The sequence below is a fragment of the Acinetobacter sp. YH01011 genome (genome assembly GCF_013420785.1).
GTDB lineage: Bacteria > Pseudomonadota > Gammaproteobacteria > Pseudomonadales > Moraxellaceae > Acinetobacter > Acinetobacter towneri.
In genome coordinates, this window is sequence record NZ_VOYG01000006.1 from 42,142 (window position 1) to 55,509 (window position 13,368).

Annotated in this window: 23 protein-coding genes and 1 pseudogene; 11 read left to right on the plus strand and 13 right to left on the minus strand. The window is 39.6% G+C overall.

Going from position 1 to position 13,368, the window contains the following annotated elements; translation table 11 throughout:
- Window positions 1-7: 7 nt before the first annotated feature.
- The 9 genes from FTT78_RS05110 to FTT78_RS05150 are packed head-to-tail and all read right to left on the minus strand — an operon-like array spanning window position 8 to window position 4,180.
- On the minus strand, window positions 8-511 hold the full coding sequence (locus FTT78_RS05110; RefSeq protein WP_180043707.1) for a hypothetical protein: 504 nt from the start codon (window positions 509-511) through the stop codon (window positions 8-10).
- On the minus strand, window positions 508-912 hold the full coding sequence (locus tag FTT78_RS05115) for a DUF559 domain-containing protein (protein WP_180043705.1): 405 nt from the start codon (window positions 910-912) through the stop codon (window positions 508-510). Before FTT78_RS05115 ends, FTT78_RS05110 begins: the two co-directional genes overlap by 4 nt.
- Entirely contained in the window at window positions 909-1,184 is a 276-nt protein-coding gene (locus tag FTT78_RS05120) for a hypothetical protein (protein WP_225543377.1), read from the minus strand. Before FTT78_RS05120 ends, FTT78_RS05115 begins: the two co-directional genes overlap by 4 nt.
- Complete coding sequence (locus tag FTT78_RS05125; protein ID WP_180043703.1) at window positions 1,168-1,935, minus strand: ATP-binding protein; 768 nt, start codon at window positions 1,933-1,935, stop codon at window positions 1,168-1,170. The genes FTT78_RS05120 and FTT78_RS05125 overlap by 17 nt, the downstream gene beginning before the upstream one ends.
- Entirely contained in the window at window positions 1,932-2,825 is an 894-nt protein-coding gene (locus tag FTT78_RS05130; protein ID WP_180043701.1) for a YdaU family protein, read from the minus strand. The genes FTT78_RS05125 and FTT78_RS05130 overlap by 4 nt, the downstream gene beginning before the upstream one ends.
- Window positions 2,822-3,145 (minus strand): hypothetical protein, encoded by a 324-nt coding sequence (locus FTT78_RS05135; RefSeq protein WP_180043699.1) that lies wholly within the window; start codon window positions 3,143-3,145, stop codon window positions 2,822-2,824. Before FTT78_RS05135 ends, FTT78_RS05130 begins: the two co-directional genes overlap by 4 nt.
- The gene (locus FTT78_RS05140; RefSeq protein ID WP_180043697.1) at window positions 3,142-3,408 is read right to left on the minus strand and encodes a hypothetical protein; all 267 of its coding nucleotides are present in this window, start codon (window positions 3,406-3,408) and stop codon (window positions 3,142-3,144) included. The genes FTT78_RS05135 and FTT78_RS05140 overlap by 4 nt, the downstream gene beginning before the upstream one ends.
- 56 nt (window positions 3,409-3,464) lie before the next feature.
- Window positions 3,465-3,911, minus strand: coding sequence for a phage regulatory CII family protein (locus FTT78_RS05145; protein ID WP_180043695.1), 447 nt, complete (start codon window positions 3,909-3,911; stop codon window positions 3,465-3,467).
- Between the two features lie 23 nt (window positions 3,912-3,934).
- A complete protein-coding gene (locus tag FTT78_RS05150; protein ID WP_004973626.1) occupies window positions 3,935-4,180 on the minus strand; it encodes a helix-turn-helix domain-containing protein in 246 nt (81 codons plus the stop codon).
- Between the two features lies 1 nt (window position 4,181).
- Between FTT78_RS05150 and FTT78_RS05155 the strand changes: the two genes are divergently transcribed.
- Genes FTT78_RS05155 through FTT78_RS05170 form a run of 4 tightly spaced genes read left to right on the plus strand, consistent with a single transcriptional unit; the run spans window position 4,182 to window position 7,167 of the window.
- The gene (locus tag FTT78_RS05155; protein WP_180043693.1) at window positions 4,182-4,961 is read left to right on the plus strand and encodes a LexA family transcriptional regulator; all 780 of its coding nucleotides are present in this window, start codon (window positions 4,182-4,184) and stop codon (window positions 4,959-4,961) included.
- A 55-nt stretch (window positions 4,962-5,016) separates the two neighbouring features.
- Window positions 5,017-6,069, plus strand: a complete 1,053-nt coding sequence (locus tag FTT78_RS05160; protein ID WP_180043691.1) for a hypothetical protein — start codon at window positions 5,017-5,019, stop codon at window positions 6,067-6,069.
- Window positions 6,070-6,086: 17 nt separating this feature from the next.
- Entirely contained in the window at window positions 6,087-6,554 is a 468-nt protein-coding gene (locus FTT78_RS05165; RefSeq protein WP_180043689.1) for a hypothetical protein, read from the plus strand.
- Window positions 6,547-7,167 carry a hypothetical protein gene (locus FTT78_RS05170; protein WP_180043687.1) on the plus strand — a complete coding sequence of 207 codons (621 nt, stop codon included), beginning with the start codon at window positions 6,547-6,549 and terminating at the stop codon, window positions 7,165-7,167. The genes FTT78_RS05165 and FTT78_RS05170 overlap by 8 nt, the downstream gene beginning before the upstream one ends.
- 193 nt (window positions 7,168-7,360) lie before the next feature.
- Here the strand turns inward: FTT78_RS05170 and FTT78_RS05175 are convergent, their stop codons facing one another.
- The gene (locus FTT78_RS05175; RefSeq protein ID WP_253104503.1) at window positions 7,361-7,936 is read right to left on the minus strand and encodes a hypothetical protein; all 576 of its coding nucleotides are present in this window, start codon (window positions 7,934-7,936) and stop codon (window positions 7,361-7,363) included.
- 249 nt (window positions 7,937-8,185) lie between these two features.
- Here FTT78_RS05175 and FTT78_RS05180 point away from each other — a divergent pair, with 249 nt between their 5' ends.
- From FTT78_RS05180 to FTT78_RS05210, 7 genes are read left to right on the plus strand one after another with little or no spacing between them, the layout of a single operon-like run.
- Window positions 8,186-8,410, plus strand: a complete 225-nt coding sequence (locus FTT78_RS05180) for a hypothetical protein (RefSeq protein ID WP_004973600.1) — start codon at window positions 8,186-8,188, stop codon at window positions 8,408-8,410.
- Window positions 8,410-9,387, plus strand: a complete 978-nt coding sequence (locus FTT78_RS05185) for a YqaJ viral recombinase family protein (protein WP_004973599.1) — start codon at window positions 8,410-8,412, stop codon at window positions 9,385-9,387. Before FTT78_RS05180 ends, FTT78_RS05185 begins: the two co-directional genes overlap by 1 nt.
- 29 nt (window positions 9,388-9,416) lie before the next feature.
- Window positions 9,417-10,409, plus strand: coding sequence for a recombinase RecT (locus FTT78_RS05190; protein WP_180043684.1), 993 nt, complete (start codon window positions 9,417-9,419; stop codon window positions 10,407-10,409).
- Between the two features lie 45 nt (window positions 10,410-10,454).
- Window positions 10,455-10,796, plus strand: a complete 342-nt coding sequence (locus FTT78_RS05195) for a hypothetical protein (RefSeq protein WP_004973591.1) — start codon at window positions 10,455-10,457, stop codon at window positions 10,794-10,796.
- A complete protein-coding gene (locus tag FTT78_RS05200) occupies window positions 10,796-11,122 on the plus strand; it encodes a hypothetical protein (RefSeq protein WP_180043683.1) in 327 nt (108 codons plus the stop codon). Before FTT78_RS05195 ends, FTT78_RS05200 begins: the two co-directional genes overlap by 1 nt.
- Before the next feature lie 6 nt (window positions 11,123-11,128).
- Window positions 11,129-11,335 (plus strand): hypothetical protein, encoded by a 207-nt coding sequence (locus tag FTT78_RS05205; protein ID WP_004973589.1) that lies wholly within the window; start codon window positions 11,129-11,131, stop codon window positions 11,333-11,335.
- A gap of 4 nt (window positions 11,336-11,339) precedes the next feature.
- Entirely contained in the window at window positions 11,340-12,470 is a 1,131-nt protein-coding gene (locus FTT78_RS05210; RefSeq protein WP_180043681.1) for a phage integrase Arm DNA-binding domain-containing protein, read from the plus strand.
- A 136-nt stretch (window positions 12,471-12,606) separates the two neighbouring features.
- On the opposite strand, the pseudogene FTT78_RS05215 reads toward FTT78_RS05210, so the two are convergent.
- From FTT78_RS05215 to FTT78_RS05225, 3 genes and pseudogenes are all read right to left on the minus strand, one after another.
- Window positions 12,607-12,741, minus strand: a pseudogene (locus FTT78_RS05215) (uracil-DNA glycosylase family protein); the annotation flags it as partial.
- A gap of 32 nt (window positions 12,742-12,773) precedes the next feature.
- On the minus strand, window positions 12,774-13,226 hold the full coding sequence (locus FTT78_RS05220; RefSeq protein WP_154320746.1) for an XRE family transcriptional regulator: 453 nt from the start codon (window positions 13,224-13,226) through the stop codon (window positions 12,774-12,776).
- A complete protein-coding gene (locus FTT78_RS05225) occupies window positions 13,223-13,366 on the minus strand; it encodes a hypothetical protein (RefSeq protein ID WP_179988972.1) in 144 nt (47 codons plus the stop codon). The genes FTT78_RS05220 and FTT78_RS05225 overlap by 4 nt, the downstream gene beginning before the upstream one ends.
- Window positions 13,367-13,368: the final 2 nt, after the last annotated feature.

The following is a 13,368-nucleotide window of genomic DNA, read 5'->3' on the forward strand; positions in this document are numbered from 1 at the left end:
AGTTAGATCATACTGAGCCATTTTTATATTTAATAAACTGGTACCGATTATGCAAAGCAGCTAGCCCGCAACGAACATCGTATTTTGCATCCATGGCAGTGCGTTCTGAACTAACCAACTGAGTCCATGATTTTTGATTAAAATATCTCTCTATGATTGCATCCATCCAATCAAGCATAGCCTCTGATGTGCAGCCGTCTAAAATATCAATAATCAAGCGCTGTACTGCTCTCGCCTCATCATCTGTAATTAAGCATACTTTCTGTTTTTTTGAATGTTTATCAATGAAGTTTTCATCACATAAATAATAAGCAATAATTTTTTCTCTATCACCCTTCTTGAGTCTAAGTTTTGCTTTCCTAATTGCTCCCACTAAAGGGTTTTCTGCAGATCTATCAAACCGAATCATTGCACCCTGCCAATAACCAAATTGACGCAACCATTCTGGTAAATCGTATTTAGACCAATCAACCGCCTGCAAAATATGTTTCTGTTTAACTGCTGCATTCATCTTTTCACCAACCCTTCAATCTGTTTAATTGCAAATCCGCTTGTCACTTGCTCTGTGCTGAACCGTAAAACCTGAAATCCCATCATTGTTGCTGTGTTATATTTTTCCATATCCCCTATGTAACCCTTGCCCCGTGTATGCCTGCCACCTGACCAGATGCCGCCTTCAACTTCGATCAGCAGCTTCGTATTTTTGATATGAAAATCTGCCCGCCATTTTCGTGATGTGTGAAATTGAAACTCCTGCACAAATTCGATTTTTAACGCTCTGAGCTGTTGGATCAGTGCTGCTTCTCCCTTGCTCACAATCTTTTCACCTTTGACTTTGCTCTTGCGCTTGCTCGTACTCTTACGATCACCGCAGTAGAGTTTTTTGTATTCAGCAAGTGAAATGCTTGTCATTCAGCCCCGACTCCAAACAGCTCTTTAGTTTTGTTAGTCGCCGTATATGTGTAAATTGAGGTCTTGGCCATATAGCCACTGCACACCAAATCCTTCAAGCAATTCCGAATAGTCATACGTGAACAACTCAACACACACTGCGCAATGTCCGTCACCGTGATTTCTCTTTTCGCATGTACTGCAAAAATCAAAATATCCATACGCTTTTCAAACGAACTGCAAGCACGTCCACCAACCCAATCGACAGTTTTATCATCATTCTGATCTTTCACACCCATCTCCCATACGCGCATCAGACCAATTACACTCAACCACGGTCAGACCATCATGCTGGAAGCGTGACCAGAGTCGATCACCTAAATTTTTTCTCAGTTCGTCTGTGGTGAAATTTGAAATCACGATCGTAGGTTTTTTTGCGTCATAGCGTGAATACAAAACCTTGTGGACCAACTTCAAGCGATTCTCGTGCTGGTCATGCAAACCGTATTCGTCAACGATCAATAAATCATATTCGGTGAATCGATAAATCTCAGATGCCTCACTGCAGTCTTGTCGTGTCCATGCATTTGCGATGCTATTGGCCATATCCTCACTGGTGATGTACCGGGCAAATCCGCCTAGGTGCAAGATATTCCGAATCATGGCGCATGCAAGATGGGTTTTCCCCGTGCCTGTGCGTCCAGTCATGATCATGTTGCCAGCTTGCCCTTTCACAAAATCTCCAGAGAATTTTTTGCATTGAGCAACGGCGTACTGCTGCGCTTGTGTACTCGCTGCATAATTTTTAAAACCACAGCTTGCATGCCGAGCAGGAATCATGGCTGCGTTGACTCGCTTCTTACGGGTGCTCGCAAGTAATTCTTGGGCGTGTTCAGCTTCAGATTTTTGCAGCAACTCTTGAGCACAGGATCTGCAGGTATCACGGCCTAAAACTTTCACCATCTGCTCGTTGTGAATCTGGCAAAACATCTCGGATAACTCAGAATGAATTCCTGCTGCTAGGTTGTTTGAAAATGCGTTCATACCCAATTCTCATCCCAATCTTGTTGACTCACACCTGGTGGTGGTTCGTTTGGATCGTAATCTTCTGACACGGGCTCCTGCTTTGGGATTTCACCCCATGCGTCGTTGACGTTTCGAGACACCGTCTTTTGCTGTGATTTCCCCGATTTGGTGGGTCTAGGAATTTTTTGTTTGTTGAATTCCTGAATCAACCACGTAGCAAACTTTCGAGTTTTTTGGTTTTCAGTGAGTGTGGTTTTGTTTTCCCAATGTGCATTGAAATTCCCAAGTTGAAATTCATAATCAGGTAATTCAAGAACTGATTCGGCTTGCTCACCGACACTGGTCCGTATCACGGTAAGTAAAAACTCTCGGTCTGGATTCCAAGCTTCAGGTTCCGAAAATTTTTCCTGCGCGTTAGTGTGTGTATTAATTATTGGTTCTTGGTTATTGGTTAATGGTTTATGGTTGGTTGAAGGGTCGTTTAACGGCTGTTCAACGTCCGTTGAACAGCCGTTAGATTCCTCTTGAACAGGCGTATTATTTTCCTTATTCGGACTCTTAACAGGTGATGCTTTTCTGTTGGAACGCTTTTCAGCAGATGCACGACCTGCCTTGGACTGTTGTTCCTTTTTCGCATGATATTCAGCTATTTCACGCTCACAACGTGATTGAACGTATGTGTTGTCCACTAATTCAAAGAATTCACTTAATACAAACCGCAAAGCAGTCTTTTCTTCGTCAGTGCGACACAATAAACGGCGTGCCAATCGCTCAAAATCACTCGCATCAATGGCTTTTTCGCTATCGTAGTACATCTCAATTAAGTCACGGTACAACGCCCGTTCAACGAGCGTTAAATAGCGTGTAGCATTATTGAAGTCACCAATGTGGTGTTGGTAATAGTTCATTTCATCACCTGTTCCCCAAACACGCTTAAGTGTTCAGTTAATATTGGCTTCACGTATCCACCAAATGCTTCAACTTTTTCAGCCTTCACCAAGCTCGCTACAATATCTGCAGCCAACCACTGTGTAATGCGAAAATGTCTCGCCATAGCCTCACCAAATTCATTCTTGGTGATTGCAGCGTTGTTTTCGTCATAACCTTTTGAGCGTAAGTTTTTCTGATTGCGCTCATATAGCTCCTGCAGAACTTTTAGGCTTGGTTCGTAAAATGACTGCACTTGCTGCAGCTGCTTATAATCAGGTGGATTATTAAAGTGACTCATGGCACTTCTCCCTGGGCATTCAATGCACGTGCATAATGTATTTCCACATCACTCACAAACAACGCCACGGTATGTTCTTGTTTGTCTTCCCAATAACAGTCAGCACAAATAAAACCATCATTGTTGTCTGTACGGCTGACCATGCTGTCCGATCCGCAGTAATCACATTGCGGCACTAAGATTAAGCAGCTGCTGCACTGCTCTTCTTTAAATTCCGTGCATTTGCCCTGACATGGGTGTTTTGGTAAAGTATTTGTGTTCATAAAGAATTTCCCTCTGAATTGAACGCAAAAGCCTGATTCCTAACAATCAGGCTTTTTTATTCCTCAATACATTTGTGTACCTGAGCATTTAGCTCAGCCAATATTTCGTGCAATTTATGGATGACTTTGGATAAATCGACTGCTTCACCACGTGTGATGCGTCCGTCAGCCATCATTGTTTTAAATAGCGTGTAAACATCCCCGCCCTGCATTCCAAAGCTCAGCACAAGATCAGTGAGCGCCGTATCTCGACACTCAGGGATTTGTGGCAGATCAATCGCAACCTTGCCTAGGTGCGCATTCATACTTTGCAAAATGCGGTAATCATTGGTGATGGCCATCATTTTTGTGGCTTCTAAAAGTGATAGGTGGTGTGTATCCGTATTTGGATTCACTTTGCTGTTGAGCACGGCTGGGCTTTTAATGCCGAGTCTAGGTGCTAACGCCGTTGCGCCACCTGGATAATCGTGGACAGTGTGATAAGCCGCATCGATGATGTTCATTGAAAGTCCTTTTGAACGTGTTATTAGATAACGGCTTCTTTACTATTTTGAGTAGAACGTACATACGCCCAATTAATGTCAGGACGTAGTTGCTCAGCTCGAACTTTTCCTTTCGTAAATTTCTCAATTGGAAGACAGCGATCTTCTGGGATTTTATCGAAATTCCATTTACTTAAAGCCCAAGGCGTTATATCCAAATTTCGAGCTAAAGCAGATTTACTGCCTGCGATTTTGATTGCTTTTTCAAAAGCGTCTTTTGGAGATGACATAATGCTACCAATAAAACTACTTAAAGTAGAAGATAATATACTACCAAAAATAGAATTGGTGCAACCTAAAATACGGGTTAATATTCTACCTAGCGTAGAAAATGAGAAGGTTTGTAAGGTGCAAACAGCCAAATACCAAGAATTTGCTTCACGGCTTAATGGCCTTATGCAAAAAGAAGGCTCACCAATAAAAAACGTAAACCAATTAAAAGATGCTATTCATGTCACTTATGAAATGGCACGACGCTATACGCTTGGAATTGCAAAACCTCGTGAAGAGAAAATGCAAATACTGGCTAAAAAATTTAATGTAGATATTAGTTATTTGGATCATGGCTCAGGTATCGAACCCAACGTCACTGCTCCCTTTCCCATTGCTGGTCGATTGGTACCCGTTATCTCATGGGTACAAGCTGGATCGTGGACCACAGTTGAATCTGTACCTGCAGGTACGCAGTTTGAAGAATGGCTGCCGCCTAACCCGAAATGCGGCAAAAACGGATACGGGTTGACCGTAGTTGGTGAGTCGATGCTTCCAGACTTCCGCCCTGCAGACAAAATTTATGTAAATCCTGACTTTCAAACAAATGATTTAAAAACAGGTGATTTAGTCATCGTCTCTTGTGAAGGTGATTTAGAGGCAACTTTTAAAAAGCTGATTGTTGAAAGCGGCAATATGTATTTGCAACCGCTTAACCCAGACTGGCCTGAAAAAACGATTCCATTGATAGATGGATGTAAGTTGGTGGGCAAGGTCGTTGGGTTGTATCGGGATGTTTGATTTTAAGTCTAAAACACAGTGAATAGAACTGTTATAAAAACTCAAGGGGGTATAAATGTCATTTACATTTGAAGAAAAGAAACTTTTTATTCAAAATACTATTAAATTCTATAAAAATAGAGGCTATACACTTAGAGGTAGTATAAATAGTATTTTAAAAAGTAATGGGTTTATTAATACAAAATCTTCATGGGAGGATACAGAAAAGCAGGTTACAGATTTCCCTGAATCAGTTATAAGTAATGATATTTTTGATAAAGTTATACAGGGATTCCAAAAAGATCTTTTGAAAACAATTTTATTTAGAGATAAGTTTATATCAATTTATGAAGAGCCTAAAAATTTTGATTTGATTTTTTCTAAACTTGATGAAATATCTTCGCTATTTGATGAAGATTATTATCCAGTTTTTGAAAATTCAACAGCTTTTGAATTTATTAAAACAGAACATCAGAACCTAGTATTCTTTACATTTAAATCTATTCGCTCCTTGTCTACTAAGGTTGATCTCGGGGTCTATGCTTTAAAACAAGATTATCATAATGAAGAATATGATAAGGTTTATGCATATAAAACAGTGGATTTAGCGTGTTTTAATTCAATTATTTTTGATTTAAATAATAAAAATATTATTTTGTCATCTGACTTAGCTAATCAATTTCAAGATGAACACCTTCGTGCCGAAATCGCCCGCCTTGTAAACTTAATTCGTCAGACAACAGGTTTAGGTCATACAATTGAAGATACGGGTATCAACCTTTTCCCTTGTATTGAAAAATTTTATAAAGAAGAAGAAGGTGTTATTAAAGAGTTAGCCTTCAAAACAGACGATGGGGTGGCCCATCGAGAAATTGCTCGAAGTGGCATTGATGATGTCCGAGAAGGCGAATATCATGTCGGCGGAACAGCTTCAACGAATATTGAACCATACGATATTAAAAAAATTTATGGTGGAAACAAACTTAATGAAAAGAAAGACTTGCTGCTGAAAGGTAGTTGGTATATTTTAAACACAACTGAACCAAAACTTACAAATGTAACCATAACAGTCAACTCAGAAAAGGACTTGTATGACATGATTAATAAAATAATTGCCTTCTCTAAGTGAAGATAGAATAAATTAAAATGAATACTATTGAGAGTGATATTGCTGAAAAGTACCTATCTAGACTCAAAGAAAGGTGCATGGTAAATACTTATGAGTCTGATTTAAATCAGACTTACGAGTATTCAAAAAATATTTTATTTTTCATTTTAGAATATAAAAAACCAGAGAGTTTAAAACATCTAACTTTCGCACGCCTTAAAAGCATATCGAGCTTTGATGATAATTCTAACATTGGAAAATTTAAGCTAACACTTTCCATCCTAACCGATGAGCGTGTTAATATATTACTTGAATTCTTTGAAGCGCATGATATTAACTCAGATGAAAGTGTCGTATTTAATTTTGAAGAAATCTCTGATTTTATAATTAATAAAAAGTTTATTAACCCATTTACAGAGGAAGAAATTAGTGAGTTTGAATTTTCAAAAATGATAACTACTTTTTTTTCTGTATCGGATGAGCTTTTGGGAGATCTCAATGTTTAGCGATAGTGAGAGTTATTGTTTTGATGATCCTTTAGTTAGAAGTATTATAATTCGAAAAAAAGCGCGTCTTACCCGGGATTATGAACTATACATCAAGCAATTCTATCAAGACTTTGAGGATCAAATACAAATGATGGAATTGCAATCTGCCCAATTCCATAATAAGGGTGAAGATTTAATTACTACTTTTATCGTCAATGGTTTACAGAATAGAGGTTACCCTGTAACTCATGATGGGAACTGTAACGGTCATGTTGATATAAATTTAGTGGACTCTCCATTTTCATGGTTTGGAGAGTGTAAACTGCAAAATGGTAATGAATACACTTTAGGTGGATTTCAACAATTAACTACAAGATACAGTAGAGGTAGCGATTATGGGTATCATGGTGGTGTGATTATTTACCATCAAAATACCACTAAAACAGCCTTGACTTCACTTACAGATTGGAAAGTGTTTTTGTCAAATGATCCAGAGCAGATTAACATTAATTGTGAAGATATTCCTAATAGGAAATTATATTTTAATAGTTCACATGTACATCAAGATTCTGGTTATCCTTACTTCATAAGGCACTTTTGGGTTAAATTAACCTATAATCCAAAGCAGTAATAATATTTAATTTAAACCCACCCCAGCGGTGGGCTTATTTTTTAACTATTGAAAAGATATTCCAATGCTTCTAATTTATTTTCAGCCCCTGTAAACCCAGGTAGTGCCTATGTTTTCAGTATTGGGATAGCCAATCCAATCTTTTCATTCTTGATCTCTTATGTACTCAGGTTCAATTCAGAACTCTTACTGACTATTTGTTCTGTTCTAGTAAAACTTGATTAGTTACTTGCCACCCCTCGCCCATAATCATTTTTACAGTGTATTTAAACTTATTTGCAGGGAAATTATTACCACCATCCTTTCCACCATATTTTTCGTCTGCATAATTCCAAGAGATGATTTCAAAATGATCTGGACTGATCTGCTTAACGCTATCTATAAACCGAAAATTAATATCGATGTTGTCGCCAAAAGCGTTATCAGTTTGAACAACAAATGGTCTTGAACTGGAGTATTTGCTTACTTCCGACATGAAAAAGGACATGGTACCACTGCCGCCATTACATCCTTTGTCACCACCCCACAAAACAAAATATTCTGAAAAGCCAATTTCTTTATCGGAGTTTATTAAATACACATCCTTAAGCGTCGTTTTGAGAAATTCGCTACTCTTATCAAACGAATGCCAACAAGATGTAGCTTCAACATACTTTTTCATTACATCAAAAACTTGCTTTTTTTCATATTCAACTGTTGCGCCAGTAGTTAAACAACTCGCGCCTACTAAAACTAAGCCAGCCAAGACACTTTTCAAACCGTTTTTCAATTTAAGACCCTCTAATTAATAAGTTTTTTTCAATTTTATATCTATTCAGAATCAATACAAGCAATTATCAAACTTATCAGAAATTAAATTTTCATGTGTTAGCACGACGCCGCAAAAGCAACTTTAAGTAGAAATATTTTCAACAATCTATTGACATTATTTCTACTTAAAGTAGTATTTATTTCACTAGGCACAAAAAAGCACCCCGACATTCGACCTTCTGGGTGCTCTGCATATAGCGAGATAAGTATGAAACAAAACACATCCCATAGCAAGTTAGTCGCAATGCTGATACAGCGCCAAAACAAAAAGCGACTATCACTTCGCTTTAAAAAAATCCTTTCCGATGCTGCGGCATCTGCAGTATTAGCTGCATGCATTTTCGGTTTTATGGCCATGAGTTTAAAGGCTTGTGACGCTGAATACGAAAATCAGATCAATGCAACCAAGGCACATTTGGAGGCTACACGATAATGAACGCAATCAATTTACAAAGCGCTGAAAACGCTCGCCAAGAATGGCTTGAGTCTCGTCGTTTAGGCATTGGTGGTTCTGATGTGGCGGCAATCCTTGGTTTGAGCAAATACAAATCACCGTACCAATTATGGCTTGATAAAACTTCACGGTCTGAACTTGAAGATTCTCAGTCTGAGGCTGCCTACTGGGGCAATACTTTAGAAGACATTGTTGCCAAGGAATATGCAAAACGCCACGGTGTAAAGGTTCAACGTGTCAATAAAACACTTGAGCATGAGGTTCATCACTGGGCACGCGCCAATATCGACCGCGCAATCATTAATCCTGAAATTGCAGGCAATGTACGCATCAAAAATGGAAAGCTAACCACAGACCGAATTCTTGAGTGCAAGACTGCAAACCAATACTTGGCAAAACTTTGGGGTGATGAGCAAACCGAGTCGGTACCTGATTATTACCTGACTCAATGCCAGTGGTACATGGGCATTACTGGTGCATCGTTGTGTGATCTAGGTGTGCTGATCGGTGGTCAAAAGTTCCGTACCTACCAAATTGCTTTCGACCCTGAATTGTTTGAAATGCTTATCGAGCAATGTTCTGAGTTTTGGCATGAGCATGTACTGGCAGACGTACCGCCTGCACCAACCACATTTGATGATGTCTTGCACCGCTGGTCAAAACATAATCCTGATCAGGCTGTGGAAGCTGATAGCGAGTTGGCGCAGATCATCACTGAATACAAAGAACTCAACAGCACTATCAAAGAAGCAAGTGGCGAACTTGATGCATTAAAGCTGCAGATCTGCACACGAATGGAAGATGCAGAAATGATTATTGCTGAAGAAAAGCGTTTGGCCACATTCAAATATCAGGAACGCAACACGTTGGACAGCAAAGCTTTAAAGGCTGCACATCCTGAGATTTATGAACAATTTTTAAAGACCTCTAGCACTCGTGTGCTGCGCGTGTCTTAAACCAATAACTAAAGTATAGGAATTTAAATATGACCAACATCACCACAACTCAAAATACTGCAGTGAACTTTTTAACGCCTACAACACTGCAAGAAGCAATGCAGATTGCTGACCTTTTAGCGGGTTCTGACATTGTTCCAAAGGATTATCAGCGCAAGCCAGGCAACATTCTTGTTGCTATGCAATGGGGTGCTGAAATTGGATTGCAGCCACTTCAAGCAATGCAAAACATTGCTGTAATTAATGGTCGCCCTTCTATCTGGGGTGATGCAATGCTTGCCTTGGTGCGTGGCTCAGGCTTACTTGACTTCATTCGTGAAGAACTTTCAGAAGATGGTACCAAGGCAATTTGCACAGTAAAGCGCAAAGGCGAAGAGCCAACCGTTTCTGAGTTCAGCATGGAAGATGCTAAAAAAGCAGGCTTATCAGGTAAGCAAGGACCTTGGACACAGTATCCAAAGCGCATGATGAAGTTACGCGCACGCTCTTATGCTTTGCGTGATGTCTTCCCTGACGTGCTTAAGGGTATGGCAATTGCTGAGGAAGAAAAGGACAAGGAAATTGATATTACCCCTGCTGCGGTTACACCTGAAACAAGCACAGCAAAAGCCAATAGTGGTTCGTCAGCATTAAAAGCACGCATGGCTAAGAAGCAGGCGGTTGAGTCTGTTGCTACTGAAATTGACTTAACACCATATTACCAGCGCATTGATAACGCAACGTCACTTGATGATTTGAAGCAGGTCGGTGCTGATATTGCGGCACTTAATTTGGGTGAGCCAGCCAAATCTGAAATTGGTGAGGCATACAAAGCCAAGCACAAAGAGCTTAAAGAAGCTCAGATGTTCCCTGCCGAATCTGTGAGTGCTGTCATTGATGAAATTAACAACGCAAGCGACTTGGATGCATTGAATACAGTCATGGCGACCCGTTTTGAACCATTTACAGCGAAAATGACTGAACAGCAAATTGCTCAAATTAATTCAGCGTATGAAGCGCAAGAGGCTGCTCTCACGCCTTAACCACGGGTACATGCACCCTTCGGGGTGCAGATGGAGAGCGTAAGCATGAAAATTAAATCGTTTATAAAAATGGGTGACGACATGATGACCCGAATACCACACCAATTCACCAATTTATTTTCATACTGGCTGTACTGCGATGGGTACAGACCACAACTTAAGAAAGATGCATTGGTAATGCGTCGTGGTGACAGTGTACTCAAAATCTTCTGTCACAAGGCAAAAGCACAGCAAGACTATTTAATGAATGAAGCGTGTCAGCGCAAATTTAGACAGTTTTGCAGATGCTATTTAAATGAAGCAGCTGGTTTTTTAAGTCGCTTAGAACGTGAAGCAAATGTAGAAGTCAGTCGTGCTAAAAACTTTAATTATTTGATGGTGGCGTGATGGATTTGCAGAAAGAAAGAGAAGCGTTTGAGTGCCACAAATTTAAAGATCAGTATGACGAACTCAAGGCTTACTATGATGAGCATGAGCGCGAGCATGGCTATCGATACCCGTCATATACTTATGATGACGAATGGGAGGCTTGGTTGGCAGCCAAAGCCCAAGCCGAAAAAGCCCTACTCGAACAATTTGAAATCAACAATAAACTTGTTGAACAGATTGAAAAACTGAAAGCAGATGTGCCTGGGCAAATAACTATTACCCACGAACGCCTTCAAGAGCTGATTACGATCGCTGTTAAAACTGTGCTTGAGGCTAAGGAGTAACGAGCTATGACCTGTTTAATTAAAGTTTCTGAATTTATTAAGCGCGTTTATGGTACCGAAGGTGCAACTCCACCAACGCGCCAAACTATTGCACGTCACTGTAGATTGGGCCTAATTCCTGCTGAGCAAAAAGGCAAACATTGGTATATACAGTGGCATATTTACCAGCAACAAACTGGTGATGATTTAGTGGATAAGGTGTTGCGAGGCTAAAAATATGGCTCGACCACGCAATAAAGGAAATAAGGATATTCCTGCTAATTTATATCGGGGTGATGGTAACGCTTGGCGTTACCGCCACCCCATTACGGGAAAGTTTCACTCAATGGGAACTGACAAAAATAAAGCCTTTCAAGCAGCTCGAAAATTAAATGAGATGTTAATGATTGAGACAGACTTAGTGTCTAGGGTTCTTGGTGGTGGCGTCTTATTTGGAAGCTTTGCTGATGAGTATTTACTTAATAAGCGTCGGAAAGATGGCCGACCAATATCTGAAAATACTCGGCAGACTTATCAGGTTCAGCTAAACAGACTGTGTAAGGTCTGGGGAAATAAAGAACTTGAATCGATTACTCTAAAAATGGTCAATGAATACCTTGATAGTCTCACGCCTTCAAATAGTAAATCTGTACGCAGTTTGCTGTGCAACATTTTTGATGTGGCGTTGAGTAAAGGGTTATGTCCAGATAACCCAGCACGAATTACACTTAGCCGCTATGTGCCCAAGCAAAGAAAAAGACATACCGTTGAGGGACTGCAGATTATTCGTAATCATTCCCCTTTATGGCTGCAAAATGCAATTGATCTATCGCTGTTAACAACCCAACGCCGATCGGACATTGTCAACATTCGTTGGACTGATATTCATGATGGATATATTCATATTGCCCAGCAAAAAACGACTGATGATCCAGTGGATGATTTTGAAGTTCTAGATGGCTCAGGTTATATCCGAATAAAGATTGATGATGAATTACAACAGGTACTGGATCGTTGCAAATCGGACAATGTCCCTAGCCCTTTTGTGATTCATTATGTGCCAAAACGCAAGGTAAAAAACTCAAAGAAAGAACACTGGACTCAAATCTTGCCTTTGTATTTGTCAGAGGAATTTTTACGGATCGTCAAACTTTCAAATGCCTATCCAAAATTAGAGGGTAGACAAATTCCGACCTTCCACGAAATACGTGCATTGGCTATTTTCTTGCATAAAAAAGCAGGTCGAAGCGCCCAGGCATTGGCAGGTCATAGCTCAGTTAAAATGACCGAACACTACGAGTCTGGTCATGAAATTATTTGGAACGATGTGGATGTTGGGATTAAGCTGCCATTTGCAGAAGTGACATAAAAGTTTTTTGCAAAACGTATTGCTAAGTTATTGTTTTCATTATGTTCCATTTAGTGTATTTTGCCCATTTTTTAGGGCAAAAATATACTATAAAACTATTTATATACAGTAACTTAGCATTTTATTAGTAGCTAACATTTTGATAATTCGGATAATAAAAATCCATTTTCCAACGGCTTTTAGGTGGTGGAAAACTCCCAAGCATTAACAGCTTGGCATTGGCTGGTAAAAAGGGTTCGAGTGGATGGGTTTCTATTTTAGAATCAGACATTTATAGATTGAACCTTTGGTCTTTAAATTAAGCTAAGACATTGCAGTACGAGCAACTTCATAATGATTTTTATGTAACTTCCCTTGATTGAATAACCATGTCGCAACTTCTGGCCAAAAATACATTGCAGATCTAGATGCAAGTCCATACATCGGACGTGGAAAGTTTCCGTCACCACGTTTATTTTGCGCATATAAAGATAATGCTTGACGAGTCATTCCAGCACGTTCAGCCATTACTGCCAAAGTTGAATAACCTTGCTCTTCTACTATCAGATCATGAAATCCTAATGAGCGAATATTGTCTAATGCTGAGTGAATCGCTTGTTCTGCATTTTCAGCTTCACGGTCAAACTCAAGATAAATTGTATCGTTATAACTGCAAACTAATGCATCATCACAACCCGCTTCAAAGAACTTATCTTCTAGCACAGACAGATCAGAACGTGCGTCACGTACCACAACAGTAAAGTGATAGTTATTCATAGTTCATCTCCATGACATTGCTTTACTTTACGCAAGATTTGTTTTGCATGTGCTGATTTACCTGAATCGATAACATCCCAGCCGTTTTCAATCGCATATTCAATTGCTTCGCGAATATGTTTATTGGGATGTTTCTTCATAT

Excerpts from the sequence above, each read along its gene's own strand:
- FTT78_RS05150 (WP_004973626.1), bottom strand. The coding sequence starts at position 4,180 with ATGTCATCTCCAAAAGACGCTTTTGAAAAAGCAATCAAAATCGCAGGC.
- FTT78_RS05135 (WP_180043699.1), bottom strand. The coding sequence starts at position 3,145 with ATGAGTCACTTTAATAATCCACCTGATTATAAGCAGCTGCAGCAAGTG.
- FTT78_RS05200 (WP_180043683.1), top strand. The coding sequence starts at position 10,796 with ATGGATTTGCAGAAAGAAAGAGAAGCGTTTGAGTGCCACAAATTTAAA.
- FTT78_RS05160 (WP_180043691.1), top strand. The coding sequence starts at position 5,017 with ATGTCATTTACATTTGAAGAAAAGAAACTTTTTATTCAAAATACTATT.
- FTT78_RS05165 (WP_180043689.1), top strand. The coding sequence starts at position 6,087 with ATGAATACTATTGAGAGTGATATTGCTGAAAAGTACCTATCTAGACTC.
- FTT78_RS05180 (WP_004973600.1), top strand. The coding sequence starts at position 8,186 with ATGAAACAAAACACATCCCATAGCAAGTTAGTCGCAATGCTGATACAG.
- FTT78_RS05145 (WP_180043695.1), bottom strand. The coding sequence starts at position 3,911 with ATGAACATCATCGATGCGGCTTATCACACTGTCCACGATTATCCAGGT.
- FTT78_RS05205 (WP_004973589.1), top strand. The coding sequence starts at position 11,129 with ATGACCTGTTTAATTAAAGTTTCTGAATTTATTAAGCGCGTTTATGGT.
- FTT78_RS05125 (WP_180043703.1), bottom strand. The coding sequence starts at position 1,935 with ATGAACGCATTTTCAAACAACCTAGCAGCAGGAATTCATTCTGAGTTA.
- FTT78_RS05220 (WP_154320746.1), bottom strand. The coding sequence starts at position 13,226 with ATGAATAACTATCACTTTACTGTTGTGGTACGTGACGCACGTTCTGAT.
- FTT78_RS05190 (WP_180043684.1), top strand. The coding sequence starts at position 9,417 with ATGACCAACATCACCACAACTCAAAATACTGCAGTGAACTTTTTAACG.
- FTT78_RS05115 (WP_180043705.1), bottom strand. The coding sequence starts at position 912 with ATGACAAGCATTTCACTTGCTGAATACAAAAAACTCTACTGCGGTGAT.
- FTT78_RS05140 (WP_180043697.1), bottom strand. The coding sequence starts at position 3,408 with ATGAACACAAATACTTTACCAAAACACCCATGTCAGGGCAAATGCACG.
- FTT78_RS05130 (WP_180043701.1), bottom strand. The coding sequence starts at position 2,825 with ATGAACTATTACCAACACCACATTGGTGACTTCAATAATGCTACACGC.
- FTT78_RS05225 (WP_179988972.1), bottom strand. The coding sequence starts at position 13,366 with ATGAAGAAACATCCCAATAAACATATTCGCGAAGCAATTGAATATGCG.
- FTT78_RS05155 (WP_180043693.1), top strand. The coding sequence starts at position 4,182 with ATGCTACCAATAAAACTACTTAAAGTAGAAGATAATATACTACCAAAA.
- FTT78_RS05110 (WP_180043707.1), bottom strand. The coding sequence starts at position 511 with ATGAATGCAGCAGTTAAACAGAAACATATTTTGCAGGCGGTTGATTGG.
- FTT78_RS05170 (WP_180043687.1), top strand. The coding sequence starts at position 6,547 with ATGTTTAGCGATAGTGAGAGTTATTGTTTTGATGATCCTTTAGTTAGA.
- FTT78_RS05185 (WP_004973599.1), top strand. The coding sequence starts at position 8,410 with ATGAACGCAATCAATTTACAAAGCGCTGAAAACGCTCGCCAAGAATGG.
- FTT78_RS05210 (WP_180043681.1), top strand. The coding sequence starts at position 11,340 with ATGGCTCGACCACGCAATAAAGGAAATAAGGATATTCCTGCTAATTTA.
- FTT78_RS05195 (WP_004973591.1), top strand. The coding sequence starts at position 10,455 with ATGAAAATTAAATCGTTTATAAAAATGGGTGACGACATGATGACCCGA.